The 21,360-nt window shown below is 70.9% G+C and carries 12 protein-coding genes; 7 read left to right on the top strand and 5 right to left on the bottom strand.

From position 1 onward, the window contains the following. Positions 1-45 precede the first annotated feature (45 nt). From gyrB to EOD42_RS15295, 3 genes are all read left to right on the top strand, one after another. On the top strand, positions 46-2,472 hold the full coding sequence (gene gyrB / locus EOD42_RS15285) for a DNA topoisomerase (ATP-hydrolyzing) subunit B (RefSeq protein WP_127788429.1): 2,427 nt from the start codon (positions 46-48) through the stop codon (positions 2,470-2,472). A 51-nt stretch (positions 2,473-2,523) separates the two neighbouring features. Further along, positions 2,524-4,059: an apolipoprotein N-acyltransferase gene (gene lnt, locus EOD42_RS15290; RefSeq protein WP_240655173.1), complete on the top strand. Its 1,536-nt coding sequence runs from the start codon at positions 2,524-2,526 to the stop codon at positions 4,057-4,059. A gap of 195 nt (positions 4,060-4,254) precedes the next feature. Next, positions 4,255-4,704 carry a helix-turn-helix transcriptional regulator gene (locus EOD42_RS15295; protein WP_127788680.1) on the top strand — a complete coding sequence of 150 codons (450 nt, stop codon included), beginning with the start codon at positions 4,255-4,257 and terminating at the stop codon, positions 4,702-4,704. 35 nt (positions 4,705-4,739) lie between these two features. On the opposite strand, the gene EOD42_RS15300 is transcribed toward EOD42_RS15295, so the two are convergent. From EOD42_RS15300 to EOD42_RS15320, 5 genes are all read right to left on the bottom strand, one after another. Continuing rightward, positions 4,740-7,481 carry a glycosyltransferase gene (locus EOD42_RS15300; protein ID WP_164867956.1) on the bottom strand — a complete coding sequence of 914 codons (2,742 nt, stop codon included), beginning with the start codon at positions 7,479-7,481 and terminating at the stop codon, positions 4,740-4,742. After that, positions 7,478-11,017 (bottom strand): glycosyltransferase family 4 protein, encoded by a 3,540-nt coding sequence (locus EOD42_RS15305; RefSeq protein ID WP_127788431.1) that lies wholly within the window; start codon positions 11,015-11,017, stop codon positions 7,478-7,480. Before EOD42_RS15305 ends, EOD42_RS15300 begins: the two co-directional genes overlap by 4 nt. A 133-nt stretch (positions 11,018-11,150) precedes the next feature. Beyond that, entirely contained in the window at positions 11,151-12,581 is a 1,431-nt protein-coding gene (locus EOD42_RS15310) for a short-chain fatty acid transporter (protein ID WP_127788432.1), read from the bottom strand. Positions 12,582-12,688: 107 nt separating this feature from the next. Then, positions 12,689-15,775, bottom strand: coding sequence for a molybdopterin-dependent oxidoreductase (locus EOD42_RS15315; protein WP_127788433.1), 3,087 nt, complete (start codon positions 15,773-15,775; stop codon positions 12,689-12,691). Positions 15,776-16,089: 314 nt separating this feature from the next. Then, positions 16,090-16,770, bottom strand: coding sequence for a GntR family transcriptional regulator (locus EOD42_RS15320; RefSeq protein WP_164867957.1), 681 nt, complete (start codon positions 16,768-16,770; stop codon positions 16,090-16,092). Between the two features lie 70 nt (positions 16,771-16,840). On the opposite strand from EOD42_RS15320, the gene EOD42_RS15325 reads away from it, so the two are divergent. From EOD42_RS15325 to EOD42_RS15340, 4 genes are read left to right on the top strand one after another with little or no spacing between them, the layout of a single operon-like run. After that, entirely contained in the window at positions 16,841-18,574 is a 1,734-nt protein-coding gene (locus EOD42_RS15325; RefSeq protein WP_240655174.1) for an acetolactate synthase catalytic subunit, read from the top strand. Beyond that, positions 18,574-19,590: a zinc-dependent alcohol dehydrogenase gene (locus EOD42_RS15330; protein WP_127788435.1), complete on the top strand. Its 1,017-nt coding sequence runs from the start codon at positions 18,574-18,576 to the stop codon at positions 19,588-19,590. The genes EOD42_RS15325 and EOD42_RS15330 overlap by 1 nt, the downstream gene beginning before the upstream one ends. Further along, the gene (locus tag EOD42_RS15335) at positions 19,587-20,342 is read left to right on the top strand and encodes an SDR family NAD(P)-dependent oxidoreductase (RefSeq protein WP_127788436.1); all 756 of its coding nucleotides are present in this window, start codon (positions 19,587-19,589) and stop codon (positions 20,340-20,342) included. The genes EOD42_RS15330 and EOD42_RS15335 overlap by 4 nt, the downstream gene beginning before the upstream one ends. Positions 20,343-20,399: 57 nt before the next feature. Beyond that, complete coding sequence (locus tag EOD42_RS15340) at positions 20,400-21,359, top strand: tripartite tricarboxylate transporter substrate binding protein (protein WP_127788437.1); 960 nt, start codon at positions 20,400-20,402, stop codon at positions 21,357-21,359. Position 21,360 lies beyond the last annotated feature (1 nt).

Here is a 21,360-nt window from a genome sequence, read left to right on the forward strand (position 1 = left end):
CCGGGCGTTTTTGCGGCCTGAATTTCCAAAGGTTTATCCCGCCACATGAGTGATCCCAGCGCCCTTCCCGGTGATTCCGGTGGCGATGCCTATGAAGCCTCCTCCATCACCGTGCTGCGCGGCCTCGAAGCCGTGCGCAAGCGCCCGGGCATGTATATCGGCGATACCGACGATGGTTCCGGCCTGCACCACATGGCCTTCGAGATCATCGACAACGCGGTGGACGAGGCCCAGGCCGGTTTCGCGACCCGCTGCGACGTGCGGCTGAACGGCGACGGTTCCGTCACCGTCACGGATGACGGGCGCGGCATTCCGGTGGACATGCACGCCGAGGAAGGCGTCTCGGCCGCCGAGGTGGTGCTGACCCGCTTGCATGCCGGCGGCAAGTTCAACCAGAACAACTACAAGGTCTCGGGCGGCCTGCACGGCGTGGGCGCCGCCGTGGTGAACGCCCTGTCCGAATGGATGGAAGTGCGCATCTGGCGCAACGGGCAGGAGCATTTCATCCGCTTCGAGCATGGCGAGACCGTGCAGCCGCTGAAGGTCGTCGGGCCCTCCGACCATCCCTCGGGCACGGAAGTCACCTTCAAGCCCAGCGACAAGACCTTCACCAAGGTCGAGTACGAATTCGCCATCCTGGAGCGCCGCCTGCGGGAACTGGCCTTCCTGAACTCGGGCCTGGCCATCACCGTGGTGGACACGCGGGTGGTGCCGGAGCTGCGCTCGGACTTCCATTTCCACGGCGGGCTGACCGCCTTCGTCGAATGGCTCGACAAGGGCAAGGAGCCGCTGTTCAAGCCGCCCATCAGCGCCATCAGCAAGGAAACCGACGGCATCCGCGTCGAGCTGGCGATGTGGTGGACCAACTCCCCGCGTGAGCTGGCCCTGTGCTTCACCAACAACATCCCCCAGCGCGACGGCGGCACCCACCAGGCGGGCTTCCGCCAGGCACTGACCCGCGTGGTGATGAAATACGCCGAGGATCTGGCGAAGAAGGAAAAGGTCGAACTCGCTGGCGAGGACATGCGCGAGGGCCTGACGGCCGTGCTGTCCGTGAAGGTGCCCGACCCGAAATTCTCCAGCCAGACCAAGGACAAGCTGGTCTCCTCCGAGGTGCAGCCGGTGGTGCAGGTGGCCGTCGCCGACGCGCTGTCCCACTGGTTCGAAACCCACCCTAAGGAAGCCAAGATCGTCCTCGAGCAGGTCGTCCTCGCCGCCGCCGCCCGCAAGGCGGCCCAGTTGGCGCGCGAGAAGGTGGGGCGCAAGAACGCGCTCGACATCTCGACCCTGCCCGGCAAGCTGGCCGACTGCCAGGAGAAGGACCCGGCGAAGTCCGAGATCTTCATCGTCGAGGGTGACTCGGCCGGTGGTTCCGCCAAGCAAGGCCGCAACCGCGCCAACCAGGCCATCCTGCCGCTGAAGGGCAAGATCCTGAACGTGGAGCGCGCGCGCATCGACAAGATGTTGGGCAGCGCGGAAATCGGCACGCTGATCACGGCACTCGGCACCGGCATCGGCCCGGGTGACCCGGCGAAGGGCGGCTTCAGCGTCGAGAAGGCCCGCTACCACCACATCGTCATCATGACGGACGCCGATGTGGACGGCAGCCACATCCGCACCCTGCTGCTGACCTTCTTCTACCGGCAGATGCCGGAGCTGATCCAGAACGGCTACCTCTACATCGCCCAGCCCCCGCTCTATCGGGCCAAGCGCGGCAATGAGGAACGCTATCTGAAGGACGACGCGGCGCTCGAGGAATTCCTGCTGGAGAAGGCGCTGGCCAACGCGAAGCTGCACCTGCCGGGCGGCGTGCTGGACGGCCAGCCGCTGCATGAGGAAGTGCGCCGCCTGCGCCAGATCTCGGGCCGCATGAAGCGCATTTCCGGCCATGTGCCGGTCGAGGTGATCGAGCAGGCGGCCCTGGCCGGCGCGCTGAAGGCCCAGCCTGAGCTGGAATCGGCCCAGCGCCTGGCCGCCCGGCTGGACGCCATCGCCCACCCGGCCGAGCGCGGCTGGATGGCGACCGTCGATGGCGGCGGCATCCATCTGCACCGCGTGGTGCGCGGCGTGACCGAGAGGCTGACCCTGTCGCTGGCGCTGCTGAACACGCCGGACGCCCGATGGCTGACGGAACAGCACGCCGCGCTGGAACGCGACTACGGCACGCCGCCCAAGCTGACCTTCGACGCGACCGAGGCCGCCCCGCGCGGCCCGCACGCGGCGCTGGAACGCATTCTGGCACAGGGCAAGCGCGGCCTGACCGTGCAGCGCTTCAAGGGCCTGGGTGAGATGAACCCCGACCAGCTTTGGCACACCACGCTGGACCCGGAGGCGCGCACCCTGCTGCAGGTGAAGATCGAGGATGTGGAGGACGCCGAGAGCGTGTTCTCCACCCTGATGGGCGATGTGGTGGAACCCCGCCGCGAGTTCATCGTCGAGAACGCGCTGAAGGTGGCCAATCTGGATATCTGAGTAGCCGTGGTGTGATTGCGCCGCGCCACGTCCCGGGCTAGCCCGGTGCCTGTGCAGAATCCCCTCATCCGCCTGAAGGCCCAGCTCCTCCACGGGGCCAGCCGCCCCCTGCCCGCCGTGATCGGGCTGGGGGCCCTCTCGGCGCTGGCGCTGCCGCCCCTGCATGCGGTGCCCATCCTGCTGGTGGTGTTTCCGGCCCTGCTGTCGCTGCTGGGCGGCGCGGGCAGCTGGCGCCGCGCGGCGGTGCTGGGCTTCGCCTTCGCCTGGGGGCATCACGCGGTCGGTCTGTACTGGGTCACCCACGCCATGTTCGCGGATATCGCGAAATGGTGGTGGCTGGTGCCCTTCGCGGCGCCGGGCCTGGCGCTGCCCGTGGCGCTCACCGGGGCGCTGGTGGGTGCGGTGGCCTGGATGACGCCGCCCGGATGGCGCCGCGTCTTCGCCTTCGCCGGCACTTGGGTGATCGCGGAGATCATCCGCGGCTATCTGTTCACCGGCTTTCCCTGGAACCTGCTGGGCACGGTCTGGGCCTTCCATCCGCTGCCGCTGCAGCCGGCCGCCGTGATCGGCACGCATGGGCTGTCGCTGCTGACGGTGCTGCTGGCCTGCCTGCCCGCGCTGCGGGACTGGCGCTGGATGGGCGCGGGTGCCGCGGTGCTGGCCTGCTGGATGGGCTATGGCGCGTGGCGGCTGGCCCAGCCCTCCCCGCCCGATACCGACACCATGCTGGTGCTGGTGCAGGCCAATGTCGCCCAGGACGTGAAGTGGCGGCAGGACCAGCGCATGCCGATCTTCCAGCGCTATCTGGACCTGACGGCGCTGGCCGCCCATGCCGCGCGGGCCGGGCATCCCGATGCCCCGATCGCCGTCATCTGGCCCGAGACCGCGAGCCCCTTCCTGCTGTCCGAGGACGCGCAGGCCCGCCAGTTCGTGGCGCAGGCCCTGCCCGCCAACAGCCAGCTGCTGGCCGGCAGCATCCGCGCGCAATGGAACCCGGCCGGCGAGCTGGACCGCGTCTACAACGCGCTGGTCGGCGTGAACCCGGCCGGCGAGGTCACCGCCGTGTTTGACAAGCACCACCTGGTGCCCTTCGGCGAATACATGCCGCTGGACGGGCTGATCCCGATCCGGATGGTCACGGGCGGGCGCGACTTCACGCCGGGCCCGGGCCTGCGCAGCATCGCGCCGGGGGGCCTGCCGCCCTTCAGCCCGCTGATCTGCTACGAGGTCATCTTCCCCGGCCAAGTGGTGGGCGAGACCCGGCCGGCCTGGCTGCTGAACATCACCAATGATGCGTGGTTTGGTTACTCGGCCGGACCGTTCCAGCATCTGGCCAGCAGCAGGCTGCGCGCGGTGGAGGAAGGCCTGCCCATGGTGCGGGCCGCGCAGACTGGTATCTCAGCGGTTTTCGACTCGGCGGGTCGGGAATTGCGCCGGCTGGCGCTGGGCACAACCGGTACGCTGGCCGGCTGGCTCCCGGGGGCTGCAACCCCCACCGTGTTCAGCCGTTGGGGCTTATTGATTCCATGCCTTTTGTCGCTAATTTGCGTTCTGGCAGCACGGCCTGAGCCCAGACGGAAAGCGTAACGAAAATTCGGAAATGGGTCTATTTTTGAGACTTCTTGAAAATATTGACCAACTCTTTCCAAGCCGTTAATAACTTGGCCTCAAGCAGGATGCTGGGTCCAAGCCTGCAGAAAGCGGCGCGTGTGGCGCCACGTCACGGCACCGTCTTGATGGGGGTGGCAACAGGCCACGATACGGAAGCGGATGAAACAGGCGATGCCCAGTGAGGACATGCTAGACCGAGGTGACAAGGAGCACCGGCCTAGCCCCATCGACGTTCATGTGGGGGCGCGTGTGCGCCTCCGCCGCACGTTGCTGGGGATGAGCCAGGAGCGACTCGGTGAGGCATTGGGCCTTACTTTTCAACAGGTTCAGAAGTACGAGCGCGGTGTGAACCGCATCGGTGCCTCGCGCCTGTTCGACCTGGCCCGGGTGCTGGACGTTCCGATCAGCTTCTTCTTCGACGACATGCCCGATGCCATGGGCGGCAGCAGTGCCGTGACCCGCCGCATCGCCGGATTCGCCGAAAGCCAGGAAGGCTTCGAGGACGACACCCTGCATCGCCGGGAGACCCTGGAGCTCGTCCGCGCCTATTACCGGATCACCGATCCGTCTGTGCGCAAGCGCGTGTTCGACCTCATCAAGAGCCTGACGCCGGTCGATTGAGGCCGTCTGGCGCTCCGGCGCCGGTCAATTTGTCGTTACCACTCCGTGATGATGATGATGCCCTCGGGCAGCAGGGAATCCCCTGCCCCGCGCGCCATCATCATGTCTCCGTGCAACAGCGTGACGCGGCCATCCGCGGCGGCGGGGCGTTCCAGCCCCAAGGCCTCGGCCAGCCCGGCGTGGTCGCTGTGCCACTCCCCGTCCAGCAGCTTCACCGGCTCGGGCCTGCGGCCATCCGCCAGGTCCGAGAACCGCGCGCAGCTCCAGCCCTCGGCCGTGATCCACAGCCTCGGCTGGCGGGGACGCGGGAAGCTGGCCGCCAGGGCATCGGCCAGCTCCGCCCGCCCGGCGGTGCTGATCGCCCCTTCCTGCAGGGCCTTGCAGACCGCCAGCGGCGCGCAGGCCTCATGGTCGGCCTCGATCGCGGCCCGATAGGCCTCGGCGATGCGGCGCGGCGCCAGGGCATGCGCGACATGCGCGCGCGCCACCCGTGCCAGCGCCTCGCGCCGTGCCGGGTCACGGCCCAGCAGGGCCAGCGCCTCGGCCAGTTCCGCCACCGTCGGCGCGGCCGGAAGGCACAGCACCGCATCGGAAGGCAGCTCCGCCAGGCTGCCCATGGCGTTCACGATGCAGGCGAGCCCGGCCGCCATGGCATCCGCCACCGCCCCGCTGCTTTCCCCCTGGTGGCGCCCGCGCAGCTGAACCGCGATATCCGCCGCCGCCAGCCAATCCTCATAGGCCGCGCGCGACAGCTGGCCCGTCACCCGGACCTGCCGCGCCACGCCGGCCGCACGCGCCTCGGCATCGATCACTTCCGGCAGGCCGGGCTGCGCGTCACCGGCAAAGACCAGCTCCGCCCCCAGCCCTGAGGCCGCCAGCGCCCTGACCAGCGGCAAGGGAAGCTTCTTCGGCACGCAGGCGCCGAAGCTGACGATGACGAGGCCCTCCGCATCCAGCCCCAGACGCGCACGGGCGGCCAGGCGGTCCGGCAGCGGCTGGGCCCGGCGCAGATGCGGCACCACCCGCGTCCGCGCCAGCGCCGGCTGCCCATAGGCATCCCGCAGCAGGCCGAGCGCCGCCTGCGAATGAACGATGACGCCGGCGCTTTCCTCCAGCACCTGGGCCGAGAGCGGCAGCGACTGCGCCACCGCCCCGGCATCGCCGCCGAGCGCCGCCAGCAGCGCGGGATAGCCCTGGTTGCGGTAGATCGCAGCCAGCAGCGCAGCCCCCGAGCCATCCGCCGCCCAGCGGCGGTATTCCGGCAGCCCCACATCATGCAGCACGGTGGTGGCAGGGCGGCGCGGCAGCAGCAGCGCATGCTGGGTATGGTGCAGATGGGAATTGCCGACCTGATGCAGCACCCGGTCGAAGCGCCACAGATGCGGCGCGAAGCCCTCGACCGGCATCCAGGGCAGCCCCGCCAGCAACCCGCGCCGAGGCTTCTCGCCGCTGACCAGGGTGATGGCGTAGTGCCGCGCCAGCGCCGGCACCAGCTCCGCGGAATAATCGGCGATGCCGCTCGGCTCGGGCGGCAGCGGGCCGGTCATGGCCAGGCGCGGCAGCGGCGCGCGCCAGGGCGCGCCGGCGGGGGGCGCCCAACCTTCCATCGCGGCCCATGCACGCGCGGCGGCGGCGGCCCAGGTCAGCTCGGCGGCGCGCGCGGGCCCATAGGCACTCAATTCCCGCGCGAAGGCGGCATCGCCCAGGATGCGCCCCATCACCCGGGCCATGTCCGCCGGGTCCTCGGGGTTGAACAGCACATCGGCGCGGCCGGCCACTTCCGGCAGCGCCCCGCGATCGCTGGCGCAGAACGGCGCACCGGCCGCCATCGCCTCCGCCAGCGGCAGGCCGAAGCCTTCCGCCAGGGAGGGCATGACGAACAGCGCGGCCCCCGCATGCAGCGCCGGCAGGGCGTCCTCGGCCACGAAGCCCAGGTGGCGCAGGCTGCCCGGCGGCAGCCCCGCCTCCGCCGCCAGCGCCTGCAGATGCGCATCGGGCACCGAGCCGGTGACGGCGAGCACCAGCCCCTCACGCAGGGCGGCGGGCAGCAGGGCGAAGGCCTGGATCAGCCGCGCCTCGTTCTTGCGGATGTCATTCAGCCCGAGGCACAGCACATAGCGTCCCTCGACGGGCGACGCCCCCTGCCCCGGGTTGAACCGCGAGGAGACCCCACCGCCCACGCTGCACAGCGCCTCGGGCGGCAGGTCCAGGTGGTGCAGGCCTTCCTGCCGCGTCGCCTCGGAATTGCACAGCAGCCCGTCCATCCGGCCGAGCTCCAGCACATGCCGGGCATACCAGGGCACCAGCCCGGCATCGCGCCAGGCCCCGTCCAGATACTGCTGCGGGAAGGACAGCGGGATCAGGTCGTGCAGCGTCGCCACGGTCGCCGGGCGCGGCATGCTGTCGGGCCAGGTCGTGACGAGCGGCTCGTTCCAGCCCTCGAAGGGGCTGCCCACATGCAGCATGTCGGGTGCGACGGCGCGCACGGCCTCGGCGCGGATCAGCTCCGCCGCGCGGCGCAGCGGGTGGTGCGGGTCGGCGCCCGCGGCACAGCCGGCGGGCGCCACGAAGCGATGGATCGCCCAGCGCCCCAGCAGGGGGGCGAACTCGGCCTCCAGCGCGTCCGCTGCCTCGGCCATGCTGCCGTTCAGCAGCACATGCACCTCATGCCCGCCGCGCCCGGCGGCCAGGGCCAGCGCCAGCTCGCGGGTATAGCGGCCGAGCCCCGCATGGCGGCTGCCGCCCTGCGCGCCCTGAAGATCGAGCAACAGCTTCATGCCGGGCCTCCGCTGGTGCGGATGGCGTCGATCCACCCGGCTTCGGGACCGCTGCGGGGCAGCAGGGGATCGGGCCTCGCCTCGGCGCCGATGGGTTCGGGCAGCGGCGGACGGGCGGCGAGCAGCGCCTCGGCCAGCGCCTCCCAGCCGGCACAGGCCTCCGCCACCGCTCCGGGCGAGGGCGCGGGCGGATTCTCCAGCGCGGCCTCGATCAGCCGCGCCAGCGCCACAGGTTCCAGCGGGTCGAAGGTCGTGGCCGGGAACGCGACACCCGCCGGGGCAAGGCAGGGCACCCCGGCCTCGGCGGCGGCGACCAGCAGCGCGGGCCATTGCCCGGCCTCCTCGGCCGAGAACGCCAGCAACGCGCGCGCCAGCAGCGGCTCCAGCGGCGCGGCCTCCGGCCAGTCGAGCGCGATGCAGCCCGGATATTCCCCCTCCAGCAGCGCCACAGGCGGGGCCTTGGGGCCCAGCAGGGCCAGCGCCTCCGCCAAGGGTGCGGAGAGGCGGCTGGCCAACAGGAAGCCGCCCTCGGGCGGAGAGGGATGCTCGCCCTCTTGCGGGAGGCGCCCCAGCGTCACCACCGGCAGGCAGGCCGCGGTCAGCACGCCGCGGCCGTCCCGCGCCAGCGCCGCCGCGAGATCCGGATCAGGGGCGGGCAACAGCAGGCCGTCGAAGGATGCGGGTTCGCTCAGCACGGCGCGGATCGCTTCCCGCTTCGCGGCCTCCACGCGATGCGGACGGGTGAAGGCCATCGGTTCGGCCAGCAGCAGCAGCGTCTCGGCCCCAGCCTCCCGCGCCTGGCGCCAGCCGCGCGGGGGCTGGGCGCGCGTGCCGGCATCCAGCACCAGCAGCCGGTCCCCGGCGGCGACCAGATAAGGCGAGCTGCGGGCCACCAGGGCGTCGCGCACGGCCAGGCGCTGCTCCAGCATGGGCGCGGCGAGGCCCGCCAGCGCCTCCGGCGGCAACAGCCAGATCTCATCCTGGCCCTCGGGGGTCAGCACGATGTCGAGCTCGGGCATCGGGCGCGCGGCCAGCACCCCCGCGAGGCCCTGGACCAGCCCCAGCCGCCAGCGCCGCGCGGCCCAGTTGCCGCGCGCTTCCAGCAGCGCGGTCACATCCAGCAGCAACCTGCCGCCCGCGCTGCGACGGGGCGCCTGCGCGGTGCCGAACCGCGCGAGCTCCGCCTGGTGATGCCTGCCGGCGCGGCGCAGCGCATTCACCCGCATCTCACGCGCAAAGGGGTCGCCCAGCGCCTCCGCCCGGTCATAGGCCTCCAGCGCCAGCAGCAACTCGCCCGCCATCGACAGGGCGTTGCCGTACTGCACCTGGATGCCGGCATCACGCGGGCACAGGCGCAGATAGTCCGCATAGAGCGCCGCGGCCTCGGGCCATTTCCCGGCATTGCGGCTGAGATTGGCCTGGCGGCGCAGGCGCCCGGCGCGCGTCAGCGTCGCGAAGATGCCGCGCGGCGGCTTGCGCCCCTGCGGCAGGGCGGGCAGCACCTGCGCCTCGCGCTCCGCCTGGGCGCCGGCCTGGTCGCCGGGCAGCAGCGTGATGTGGCGCAGGGCCAGGCACAGGCGGCGCTTGTCGCGGCCATGTTCCTCGGGCGGCTCATCCAGCCGCAGCAGCAGCAGCACCGTGCCGTCCTCGGCGACGGGACCCGTCACCCGCAGCAGCAGCCCGTCCGCGCCCTCCGCGTCCAGGCGGCGCCAGACCGGCTCTCCGCCCGCCAGCCGCGCCGTCAGCCCGTTGGGCGCCGGCCAGGGCGGCGTTCCCAACTCCAGCTCCAGAGAGACCACGCTGCCCGGCGCTTCCTGCGAGCGCGCGACGAATCGGGCGTGGCGGCCGCGCATCCAGGTGCAGCCCGCCTCGGCCGGATACCAGCCCGACTGGAGGGAGACCGCCTGCGACAGCGCGGCACTGACCGCCGCCGCCCCGCCGCCGCCGGCCGCCATGGAAATGCCGGCGGCCACGCGCTCGCCTGTCGGCAGCAGCAGCGGCACGGCGCGGAACTCGACCTCACGCGCGGGCTGGGCCATCAGCCGCCGCGTCTCGGTCAGGAAGTGGCGCGCGACCCCGGGCCATTGGCGGGGCACGAATTCGCGGGCGATGCGCGCCTCGGCCGCCGCCAGGGATGCGCGGTCATCCAGCCAGTGGCGCAGCGTCCCCACCCATTCCGGCACGCTGCCCGCATCGGCATAGGTCACGAGATCCCCGCCCACTTCCGGCAGGGCGGAGGTGGGCGAGGCGATGCAGGGCCGCCCGAAGGACAGGCTCTCCCCCACCGCCAGGCCCCAGCCTTCCACGAAGCTCGGCATCACGGTGAACAGGCAGGCGCGGTAGAGCGAGGCGAGCTCCACATCCGACAGGCCATGCACCACCATGATGCGGCCATCCAGGTTGCGGGTCGCCTCCAGCTGGCCCATCAGGTCGCCCACGCGCCAGCCGGGCCGGCCGACCAGCACCAGGATGGGCGGGTCACCGCCTTCCTCCAGCATGCGCTTCCAGGCGTGGAACAGCAGCAGGTGGTTCTTGCGGACCTCGATGGTCGAGACCGAGAGGACGAACTCCCGCCCCTTCACATCCAGCAGGGGCGCGGGCCAGGTATCCAGCCAGGCGGGGGTCTCGACCGGCTTCAGGCCGAAGCTGTGGGCCAGCGGAATGGCCACCGTCTCGATCGGCGGATAGCCGCGGGCGGCCACCAGCTGCCGGAAGGACTGCGCGGAATATTCCGAGATCGCGAGCGCGAAGTCCCAGAAGAACAGCGCCTCGTTCAGGGCCTGGTTGAAATAGAGGCTGGTGTCGCTGGTCGCGTATTCCGGGTGGGTCGCCGGGAAGGTGTCATAGATCAGCACGCCCAGCCGCAGGCCGCGCGCGCGCATGGCCATGTAGAAGCCGGGGGCGCCCGCGAAGAACCAGAAGGCGCCCAGCACCACCAGCGCCGCACCCGGCGCCGGTCGCAGGGGCTCCGCGCGCATGCGGGCGCGCTGCACCAGCTCACGCGCCTGCGCGGGGTCCAGCTTCGTGCCGGCGCAGAAATCGATGATGGCGGCCAGGTCGTCGTGCCGCACGGCCCAGAGGCGCGAATCATTCAGCTGCGGAAACACCGCCAGCGCGCCCTCGGAACCCGGCCCCGCGCTGCCGTCCAGCACCGCGGCCAGGATGCCCAGCTGCACGCGCTGGATGCCCGAGACGCTGCCGTGATCATACAGGAACTGCAGCAGGTCCTGCACATCGAGCAGGAGCGAGGCGTCGGAGGCCGCATCGGGTTCCGGCAGGCCCGGCAGGTCCTGGGCGCCGGCTTCCTCATGCGCGCCGTGGCTGGGACCGAGCGCCATCGCGGCCTCCAGCGCGGTGCCCGCCCAATCGGCCCGGCGTGCCATGCGGCACCAGCAGGCGATGTCGAGAAGCGCCGGCAGATCAGAGGGCCAGGCCAGGCGCGCGGCCCAGGCCAGGCGTGCCGCCTCCGGCCAATCCCGCTTCTCGGCGGCGGCGGCGGCGCGGCGCAACCAGGCGGAACGGCGTTCAGGCCCCATGGATGGCCCCTGCTTCGGTGGCGGTCGGGGCGGGGATCAGGCTGGTGGCCTGTTGCGGCGCGGCATGGAATGGCACAGCGGCAATTGAGCCCATCCGGCGCGCGAACTCAACCGGATGGGCCCAGATACCACGTCAGGGCATCACGGGCGGCACATAGGTCAGCGTGCCCGCGAAGTACCACAGCATGAACAGCACCAGCGGCGCATGGATCAGCAGCTGCAGGAAGCTGAAGCCCACGATGTCGCGCGCCTTCAGCGCCAGCACGCCCAGCAGCGGCAGCATCCAGAACGGGTTGATCAGGTTCGGCAGCGCCTCGGCCGCGTTATAGACCTGAACGGCCCAGCCCAGATGCACCTGCAGGTCATTGGCGGCCTGCATGACATAGGGCGCCTCGATGATCCACTTGCCGCCGCCCGAGGGGATGAAGAAGCCCAGCACCGCCGAATACACGCCCATCAGCAGCGGGAAGGTGTCGTGGTTGGTGATGCTGACGAACAGATGGGCGATGCGGTCGCTGACGGTGTGGCCGTCGAAGCCCTTGGCCGCCGTCATCATGACCGCGATGGAACCATAGAGCGGGAACTGGATCAGCACGCCCGTGGTGGCCGGCACCGCCTTGGAGACGGCGTTCAGGAAGGAACGCGGGCGCCAGTGCAGCAGCATGCCGATCATCAGGCAGATCAGGTTGTAGGTGTTGAGGTTGGCGATGGCCGTCACGGCACCCACGCGGCCGAATTCCAGCACCATCCACACCGCCGCCATGCCCACCAGCAGGATGGTCAGCAGGGGCGAGTATTCCAGCCAGTCACCGGGCTTGTCGCGCGGCGGCAGGGCCTCGGCCTTGGTGTTCACGTCCACGCCCAGGTCCTGGGCGGTCACGGCCTTGGCGCCGGTGGGGGTCGAGACCCAGCACACGATGATGGAGACCACCATCAGCACCACCGCCATCACCATGGACTGCCACAGGAAGATGGTCTCGGAGAAGGGCAGCACGCCCGTGATGCGCAGCACCGACGGCGGCAGGCTGGCCGGGTTGGCCTGCAGCTGCGCGGCGGAGGAGGAAAGCCCGAGCGCCCAGGTGGCGCCGAGGCCGAGATAGCCCGCCGCGCCGGCGGCACGGTAATCCATGCGCAGGTCCGTCCGCGCCGCCATGGCGCGCGCCAGCAGGCCGCTGAACACCAGGCTGATGCCCCAGTTCAGGAAGGAGGCGGACATGGACACGAAGGCGATGAAGGCGACCGCGCCGGGCCCCGACTTCGGCATGGCCGCGAGGCGCGTGATCAGCTTCGCCGCCGGCGGGGAACTGGCGATGACGTAGCCGGTGATGGCCACGAAGGCCATCTGCATGCTGAACACGATCAGCGACCAGAAGCCGTTGCCGAAGGTGCGGGCGACCTCGGTGGGGGCCGCGCCGTTCAGCATGGCGGCGGCGGCCACGACGATCACGGCGATGGCGGCGAAGATATAGGCGTCAGGGAACCATTTCTCGGCCCAGGCGGTGAAGCGCAGCGCGAGGCGCGCCATCCAGCCCTGGCCGTCACCCGATGCGGTCTTGTCGGACATATTTCTCTCCGGATGCGTGTTGCTCGATCCGGACGTTTCCCTGTTTATTTTGCGACGCACAAAATCATGGTGCGTCGCAGCATTTTATATTGCAGTGCAGCAAATACCTAAGCGTCTATGACCAATGCAGTATTGGGTACAGCCTGACAGGCCAGACAGCAATCCGGGTCGTCAACGTTCACCGTGACAAGATGCCGCGCCGTGCCCTCGATCACCCGCAGGGCGCAGCTCTCGCACTGGCCGGTGCGGCAGCCGCTGGGCGGTTTCAGCCCGTGCGCCTCGGCCAGGTCCAGCAAGGAGCCATCCTGCGGGCGCCACACCGCGTCCAGCCCGGAACGCGCGAAACGCACCGGAAAGACGGCATCGGGCGGCGGGGGCTCGGCAGGCGGCGGGGCCAGGAAGGCTTCCTGGAAGATGTCGAATCGCGGCACCCCGCGCGCGACCAGCGCCTCCGTCGTCTCGCGCAGCATGGCCGGCGGCCCGCACAGGTAGAATCGCGCCCGGGCCGCGATCATGTCGGGGGAGACATCGGCCACCGCGAAGCGGGGCCCCTCGCGGCTGTCATGGCGCATGACCGTGAGCGCGGGCAGCAGCGATTCCAGCTCCCGCAGCCGTGTGCCGAACACCTCATGCGCCGCGCCCCGGAAGGCGTAGTGCAGCACCACCCGCGCCGCGTCGGCCTGCCCCACCATGGCCTCCAGCAGCGCCATGAAGGGCGTGATGCCGATGCCGGCCGCGACCAGCACCAGCGGGAAATGCGCGCGGACCGGCATGGTGAAATGCCCGCCCGGCGGGCGCGCCGGCAGCACATCCCCCACCCGCAGCACGTCATTCACATGGCCCGAGCCGATGCCGCCCGGCACCCGCTTCACCGTCAGGCGATAGGTATCGGCGGGGGCGGCGGACAGCGAGTATCGCCGCTCCACCCCGCCCAGCGTCACGGGCAGGTACTGCCCCGGCAGGAAGCCGGGCAGCGGCCGCCCGTCAGGGGCCGCGAGCAGCACGGAGGTCACGTCCGGTGCCTCGGGTTGCAGGGCGCGCACCACCATCTCGCCGGCCCAGGCGGCATTGCCGGCGCGCCGCGCCTCACAGGCGATGCCGCGCATGGGCACGGAGCCGCTGATCGGGTCCGCTCCCAGGGAGGCCACCAGCGCGTTGTAGCTGCTGGCCGTGGGCGCGGGTTCGCCCAGCGGCTCGCATGCCTGCCACCAGCCGTATTCGGCCACCACCACATCCGCCGCCAGGGAGGCGTCGATCCGGGCGCGGAAGCGCGCCTCGCCGGCGGGAGTGGCCAGAACCAGCCAGTCCCCTTCCGTGATGCCGCGCGCGGCGGCGGCCTCGGGCGCGATCTCGGCCACCGGGTCCGGTGAGCGTCGCCGCAGGGAAGCGAAGCCGCGCTGCTGGCTGTGGCAGTAGAAGCCGTTCTTTGCCGTGGTCAGCCGCAGCGGAAATGCCGGGTCGGGCTGCGGCACCGGCCGATGGAAAGGCAGCGGCGCCTGGCCATGCCGCAGCAGCTTGTCGGAATAGAGCTCGATCAGCCCGCTCTCGGTCGCGAAGGCCGGGCTGCGCTGGGCATAGAGGCGCGTGGTCTGCGCCAGCGGCACCCGGATGCCCTCCGGCCGCGCCCGCAATGCGGCCAGATCGATGCCCAATGGTTCCAGCTGCCAGTTCCGCGCCGCGTCCATGTCGCCGCCGAAGAAGTGTTCGCCCAGGCCCAGCCGGGTGGCGAGCGCGAAGGTGATCTCCAGATCCGATCGCGCCTGGCCCTGGGGCTCCAACATGCGGGTGCGCAGCTGCACCAGCTCCTCCGCGGCCTCGGTCAGCTCGAAGCCGATGCGCAGCCCCTCGCGCTCCCACAAGGCGCTGACGGGCAGCAGGATGTCGGCGAAGCGTGCGGTCGGCGTCTCGAACAGGTCGGTCTGGACGTGGAAGTCGAGCGCCTTCAGCGCCGCCTCGGCCCGGGCCGTATCGCCCTGGCTGACCAGCATGTTGGCCCCCATGCCGACCAGGGCGCGCACCGGATAGGGGCGGCCCTCCAGCACCGCGGTATAGAGGTCGTCGGCCGTGATGTAGCCCATGGCCGGGGGGCCGATCGGGCGTTCCGCCAGGCCCAGCGCCTTCTCCGCCTGGCCCGGCGGCAGCAGATGCTGGCCGCTGACCTTGCGCGCCGGCTGACGGCGGATCTCACGATTGCCGCCCGCCACGTCCCATGTCCCGGTCAGGGCCATCAGGATGGCGATGGCGCGGTCGGTCTGGGTGGCGTTGCCGTGCTGCCCCACCCCGGTCCAGCAGTAATAGCTGGTGGCGCGCGACGCCCCGATGGCGCGCGCGGCCGCGATGATCTGCGCGGCCGGCACCCCGGTTTCGGCGGCGGTGCGCTCCGGCGTCCAGAGCGCCACGGCCTCCGTCAGCAGCTCAAATACCGGCCGGCCTTCCACCAGCTGCTCGGCATTGGTCCATCGCCGCACGAATTCGGCGTCATACCCGCCCTGGGCGATCACCTCCCGGATCAGGCCCAGCGCCAGCGCGGCATCCGTGCCGGGGCGCAGCTGCAGCCAGTGATCGGCCTGGGCCGCGGAGCCTGTCCGCCGGGGGTCCACCACCATCAGCTTCGCGCCACGCTTCTGCCCGGCCGCCACCGCCTCGGCCTGCGCCAGCCAGGTGTGGGAAGGGTTGTGGCCCCAGAGCAGGATCAGCTCCGCATTGCGGTAATCCGGCACGGTGATGCCGGTGCCGAAGGTGAAGGCGTGGGCGCTGTCCTTGTGCCAGTTGCAGATCTCGGTCGCGTAGACGGTGTTGGGGCTGCCGAAGACGCGGATCAGCCGTTCGATCCAGTCGATCGCGTCCGAAATCGGCGTGCCGGAGGGCGAGGTGACGGCGAAGCCCACCGCCTCCGCGCCATGCGCGGCCTTGATGGCCAGCAGCCGCGCCGCGACCTCGTCCAGCGCGGCATCCCAGGTGATGGGCTCCCAACCCGGATCGGCCGCGCCCTTGGGGGCCGTGCGGCGCAAGGGCACGGTCAGCCGGTTGGTCGCATGCGCGATCTCGGGCCCAGCGCGCCCCTTCGCGCAGATGGCAGCCCCGGTCGGATGCGACGGATCCGGCTCGACCTTGACCAGCCGGCCATCCTCGATGGTGTTGATCGTGCCGCAGCGAGAGCGGCACAGCGTGCAGAAACCGGAAACACGCGCCATGAAAGCCCCTCCTTGCCGGGGCGGCATTGTCGGGGATGGCGCGGGTGCGGGGAAGGGGTGAACGCCGGGGGCCTTGCCCCCGCCCCCCAGCCAGGGGCGCTGCCCCCGGCACCCCCGCCAGGAGCCTGAGGCCCCTGGCCCCCCATGAGTGTTCTGAAAGTGTGCGGAAGGGGCTCTGAGCGAACGCGGGGCCAAAGGGCGCTCTGTGCCCCTTCCGCACACTTTCAGCCCCCGGTTTCCAAAGGCCTTTCGGCCTTTGGCGGGGTGCAGGGGCAGAGCCCCTGGCTGGGGGGCGGGGGCAAGGCCCCCGGCGCTCACCCCCCTCCCCGCTCCAGCGCCGCCTCGATCAGGGCGCCGTGGGCGCGCAGGTCGCGTTCCATGGCCTGGCGGGCGGCTGCGGGGTCGCGGGCGGCCATGGCGGCCAGCAGGTCCATATGCGGGTGGGCGCCCGGCACGGCGGAGGTGCCGGGCCGGAACAGCAGGCTGATGGTGGGGCCGGCCTGCAGCCACAGGCTTTCGACCACGCGGGCCAGCACGGGCATGCGGGCCAGTTCCAGCAGGGCGAAGTGGAAGCGTTCGTTCTCGCGCAGCACCTGGGCGGCGTTGCCGGTGCGGCGGCCCTCGGCCACGCCCGCGTGCAGGTCGCGCAGCCGCGCGACATCGGTGAAGGTCGCAAGCTCGGTGGCGCGGGCTACGGCGCGGCCTTCGAGTTCGACGCGCAGTTCCATGATTTCCCGGTAACGGGGCAGTTCCAGCCGGGGCACCCAGGCGATGCCGCGCGCGTCCAGTTCCAGCGCGGCTTCGGAGACGAGGCGCAGCAGGGCCTCGCGCACCGGGGTGGGGCTGACGTTGAGTTCCGCGGCCAGGGTTCGGTGCACCAGGCGCTGGCCGGGCGCGAGCCGCCCGCCGGTCAGCGCGCCACGCAGGCTGCGATAGACCTTCTCGGTCAGGCTTTCCTCGCGCTCGACCGGCGCCAGCGCCGTGCCCCCGTCCATGCATTCCCTCGCTTGACCGAGATCGTCATATCGCATTTGCTATAGCAAACAACAAGGCTGAGGAAACACCGTGCCCGACACCATCATGGCTAACGCCCCCACGGCCAACGCCAATGTGGCCCTGCGCCTGGCGGAGGCCTTCGCCCGCCATGGCGTGACCGTCACCTTCGGCCAGTCCCTGCCCAGCGCCTTCCACCTGGCGGCACCGCATGCCGGCATCCATCAGGCGGTGTACCGGCAGGAGAACATGGGCGGCGCGATGGCCGACGCCTATGCGCGCATCTCGGGCAAGGTGGGCGTCGTCACGGCCCAGAACGGCCCCGCCGCCACCCTGCTGGTGGCCCCGCTGGCCGAGGCCATGAAGGCCAGCGTGCCCGTCATCGCCCTGGTGCAGGAGGTGACGCGCGACACCACCGACAAGAACGCCTTCCAGGAGCTGGACCACATCCGCATGTTCGATGCGGTCAGCAAGTTCACCCGCCGCATCGACCGCGCCGACCGGCTGGAGGATTACGTGGACATGGCCTTCGTGGCCGCGACCTCCGGCAGGCCGGGCCCCGCGGTGCTGCTGCTACCGGCCGACCTGTTGCTGGAAAAGGCCGCCGCCGCGTCCAACCGCCGCGCGAATAACGGTTCCTTCCCGCTGGACCGCACGCTGGCCGACCCCACGCGCATCGAGCAGGCGGCGAAGCTGCTGGCCGAGGCCAAGAACCCCGTGATCCTGTCCGGCGGCGGCGTGCATCTGTCCTTTGCGGCTTCGGAGCTGGCCGCCTTGCAGCAGGACGCGCATCTGCCCGTCGGCACCACCTTCATGGGCAAGGGCGGCGTGGCGGAAACCCATCCGCTGTCGCTCGGCGTGGTGGGCAACACGATGGGTCCGGGCGCGCGCTCGCATTTCGCGCGGCCCATCATCGAAAGCGCGGATGTGGTCCTGCTCGTCGGCAACCGCACCAACCAGAACGGCACCGACAGCTGGAAGCTGTATCCGCGCGACGCGACCTTCATCCACATCGACCCGGACCCGCTGGAGATCGGCCGCAACTATGAGGCGCTGCGCCTGAACGGCGACGCGAAGCTGACGCTGGCGGCATTGCGTGAGGCCATGCTGCGCCTGGACCTGTCGAGCCGCGCCGCCGCCCGCCCCGCGCTGGAGGCCAGCATCGCCCAGGGCGTTGCCGAGTATCAGGCGCGCGTCGCCGGCCTGCTGGCGCGCGACGGCAGCCCCGCCCGTCCCGAGCGCGTGATGGCCGAGCTGGACCGTCGCCTGCCCGATGACGCCATCGTGGTGGCTGATGCCTCCTATTCCTCGAACTGGATCAACCTGTTCCTGACGGCACGCCGCCCGGGGCAGCGCTTCCTCACGCCGCGCGGCCTCGCGGGGCTCGGCTGGGGCGTGCCGATGGCCATCGGCGCGCAGATCGCGGCGCCGAACTCCCGCGTCGTCTGCCTCTGCGGCGATGGCGGCTTCGGGCATAGCTGGGCGGAGCTGGAAACCCTGCGCCGCATGGGCATTCCGGTCACGGTCATCGTGCTGAACAACGGCATCCTCGGCTTCCAGAAACACGCCGAGGACATGAAATACGGCGACCACACCATCGCCTGCGACTTCGCCGAGGTGGACCACGCCGCCATCGCGCGGGCATGCGGCATCAGCGGCGTGCGCATCGAGCGCGGCGAGGAGATCGGCGCGGCACTCGACGCCGCCTTCGCGTCCAACGCGCCCAACCTGATCGAGGTGCTGACCGACCCCGAGGCGCGCCCGCCCTTCACCATGTATCACGGCCACTACCCGGAGCCGTACTGATGCTGGCGCTGCGCAAACCGGCGGCGGGCTTCGGCCTTTCGCTGACCGAGGCGCCGGAGCCCCCTGCCCCGGGCGCCGGCGAGGTGACGATGCGGGTCGAGGCCGTGGGCATCTGCGGCAGCGACGTGCATGCCTATGAGTGGACGGACGGCTACGCCTTCATGGTGCCGCACCTGCCGCTGACCATGGGCCATGAATTCGCGGGCGTGATCGAGCAGGCGGGCGCGGGCGTGACGCTCGCCACCGGCACCCGCGTGACCGTCATGCCCGGCATCGCCTGCGGCCGTTGCGCCAACTGCGCGCGCGGCGACGGGCGCAACTGCACCGACCGCCGCTCCATCGGGCTGACCTGCGACGGCGGCTATGCCGGGCGGCTGACGCTGCCGGCCGCCAACTGCCTGCCCCTGCCCGCCAATGTCGATGCGGAGATCGGCGCCCTGACCGAGCCCCTCGGCGTCGGCGCCCAGGCCGTTCTGGTGGGCGAGGTGGGCCTCGGCGACACGGTGCTGGTGCTGGGCCCCGGCACCATCGGCCAGGCGCTGGCCATCATGGCGCGTGCGGCGGGGGCCGCGCGCGTCATCGTCGCGGGCCGTGCCGACGCGCCGCGCTTCGAGGTGCTGCGCGAACTGGGTTTTTCGGAGCTGATCGACGTGGCGGAGGCCCCGCTGGCGGAACAGATCCAGGGCAAGGTCGATGTGGTGCTGGAGGCCACGGGCCACCCCGCCAGCATCAATGACGGCCTCGCGGTGCTGCGCAAGGAAGGCGTGATCGTGGCGGTCGGCATCCACCCCGCGCCGCTGACCCTCGCGCTGACCGATTTCGTCCGCATGCGCCACCAGCTGCGCTCCAGCCACGGCACCGCGCGCACCACCTGGGACAAGGTGCTGGCCATGCTGGGCCGCGACCCTGAGAGCTTCCGCCCCATGATCACCCATCGCCTGCCGCTGGACCGCGGCATCGAGGGCTTCGAACTGGCGCGGCAGCGCGCCGCCAGCAAGGTGATGCTGACGCCATGAACAAATCCCGTGTCGCATTGGTGACGGGCGCGGCCCGTGGCCTGGGTGCCGGCATCGCCCGCGAATTGGCGCTCGCCGGCCACCCGGTGGTGCTGGCCGATGTGCTGGACCAGGTGGAGGCCACCGCCGAGGCGCTGCGCCGCGACGGCTTCGAGGCCCGCGCCGTCCGCCTCGATGTCTCGGACGAAAAGGCCGTGACCGCCCTGCCCGTGGCGCTCGGCGACTGGTGGGGGCGGCTGTCGGTGCTGGTGAACAATGCCGGCATCTCGCCCAAGGTCGATGGCCGCAAGCGCATGGTGCAGGACATCCCCCTCGATGAGTGGAACCGCGTGATGGCGGTGAACCTCACAGGGCCATTCCTGCTCTCGCGCCTGTGCATCCCCAACATGCGCGCGCAGGGCTGGGGGCGGATCGTGATGATCACCAGCCAGGCCGCCCATGTGCCGAGCTCGATCACCGGGGCCTATTACGGCGCCTCCAAGGCCGGGCTGATGGCGTTGGGGCGCAACCTCGCGATGGAGCTGGGGCCCTTCGGCATCACGGTCAACAACGTGGCCCCTGGGCGCATCAACAGCGACATGGTGGCGGGCGCCGCCCCCGGCATGAACGAGGCCTTCCTGGCGCGTATCCCGGTGGGCCGGCTGGGCGAGGCGTCGGATGTCGGCAAGGCCGTCGCCTTCCTCGCCTCGGACAATGCCAGCTACCTGAACGGCACCACCATCGATGTGGGCGGCGGCAGCTACATGCCCTGAGCCCAAACCGATCAGCAGAGGCCGCAAAGGCCCGATCAACCTGGAGGAAACAAGAACATGACCACCCGCCGCACCTTACTGGGCGCCATGGGCGCTGCCGTTGCCGCGCCTGCTGTCGCGCAGGAACGCTTCCCCTCGCGCCCCATCCGCCTGTTCGTGCCCTGGACCGGGGGCACGTCCTCCGACGTGCAGCTGCGCTCGGTGTCCGAGGGCGCGTCCGCCATCCTCGGCCAGCCCATCGTGATCGAGAACCGGCCCGGCGCCGGCGGCACCCTGCATTGCCAGGCGCTGGCGAGCGCGGCCCCCGATGGCTACACGCTGGGCCAGATCCATCTCTCGGTCGTGCGCCGCCCCTTCATGGTGCGCCAGCCGCAATGGGATGCGGTGCGCGACTACAGCCACATCATCCGCCTGGCGGGCTGGATGTATGGCGTGGCCATCCGCAATGACGGCCCCTGGCAGAACTGGCGCGAATTCGTGGCCGCCGCCAAGGCCGCGCCGGGCACGCTCAGCTATGCCACCAGCGGCATCGGCACCACCAACCACCTGGCCATGGAGGAGCTGCTGGGCAAGGAAGGCATCGAGATGCTGCACGTGCCCTACCGCGCATCCTCCGAGGGCGTGACGGGCGTGCTGTCGCGCCAGGTCCACAGCATCGCCGATGCCTCCAGCTGGAAGCCGATGGTCGAGGACCGGCAGATGCGCGCGCTGAATGTCTGGACCGAGAACCGCGTGCCCAGCCTGCCCGACGTGCCGACGCTGAAGGAGCTGGGGCACGACATGGTCGTCACCTCTCCCTATGGCCTGTCCGGCCCGCGCGGCATGGACCCCGGCCGCGTGAAGCTGATCCACGACGCCTTCCACACCGCGCTGATGAGCGAGGCGCACCAGCGCGTGCTCAACCAGTTCGACATGCCGCGCCAGTACCTGAACACCGAGCAGTTCGCGGATTTCATCGCGACCCGCGCGGAGTATGAGCGCGCCATGGTGAACCGCCTGAACATCAGGTTGGACTGAG

The sequence above is a fragment of the Rhodovarius crocodyli genome (assembly GCF_004005855.1).
In the GTDB taxonomy this organism is placed as follows: Bacteria; Pseudomonadota; Alphaproteobacteria; order Acetobacterales; family Acetobacteraceae; genus Rhodovarius; species Rhodovarius crocodyli.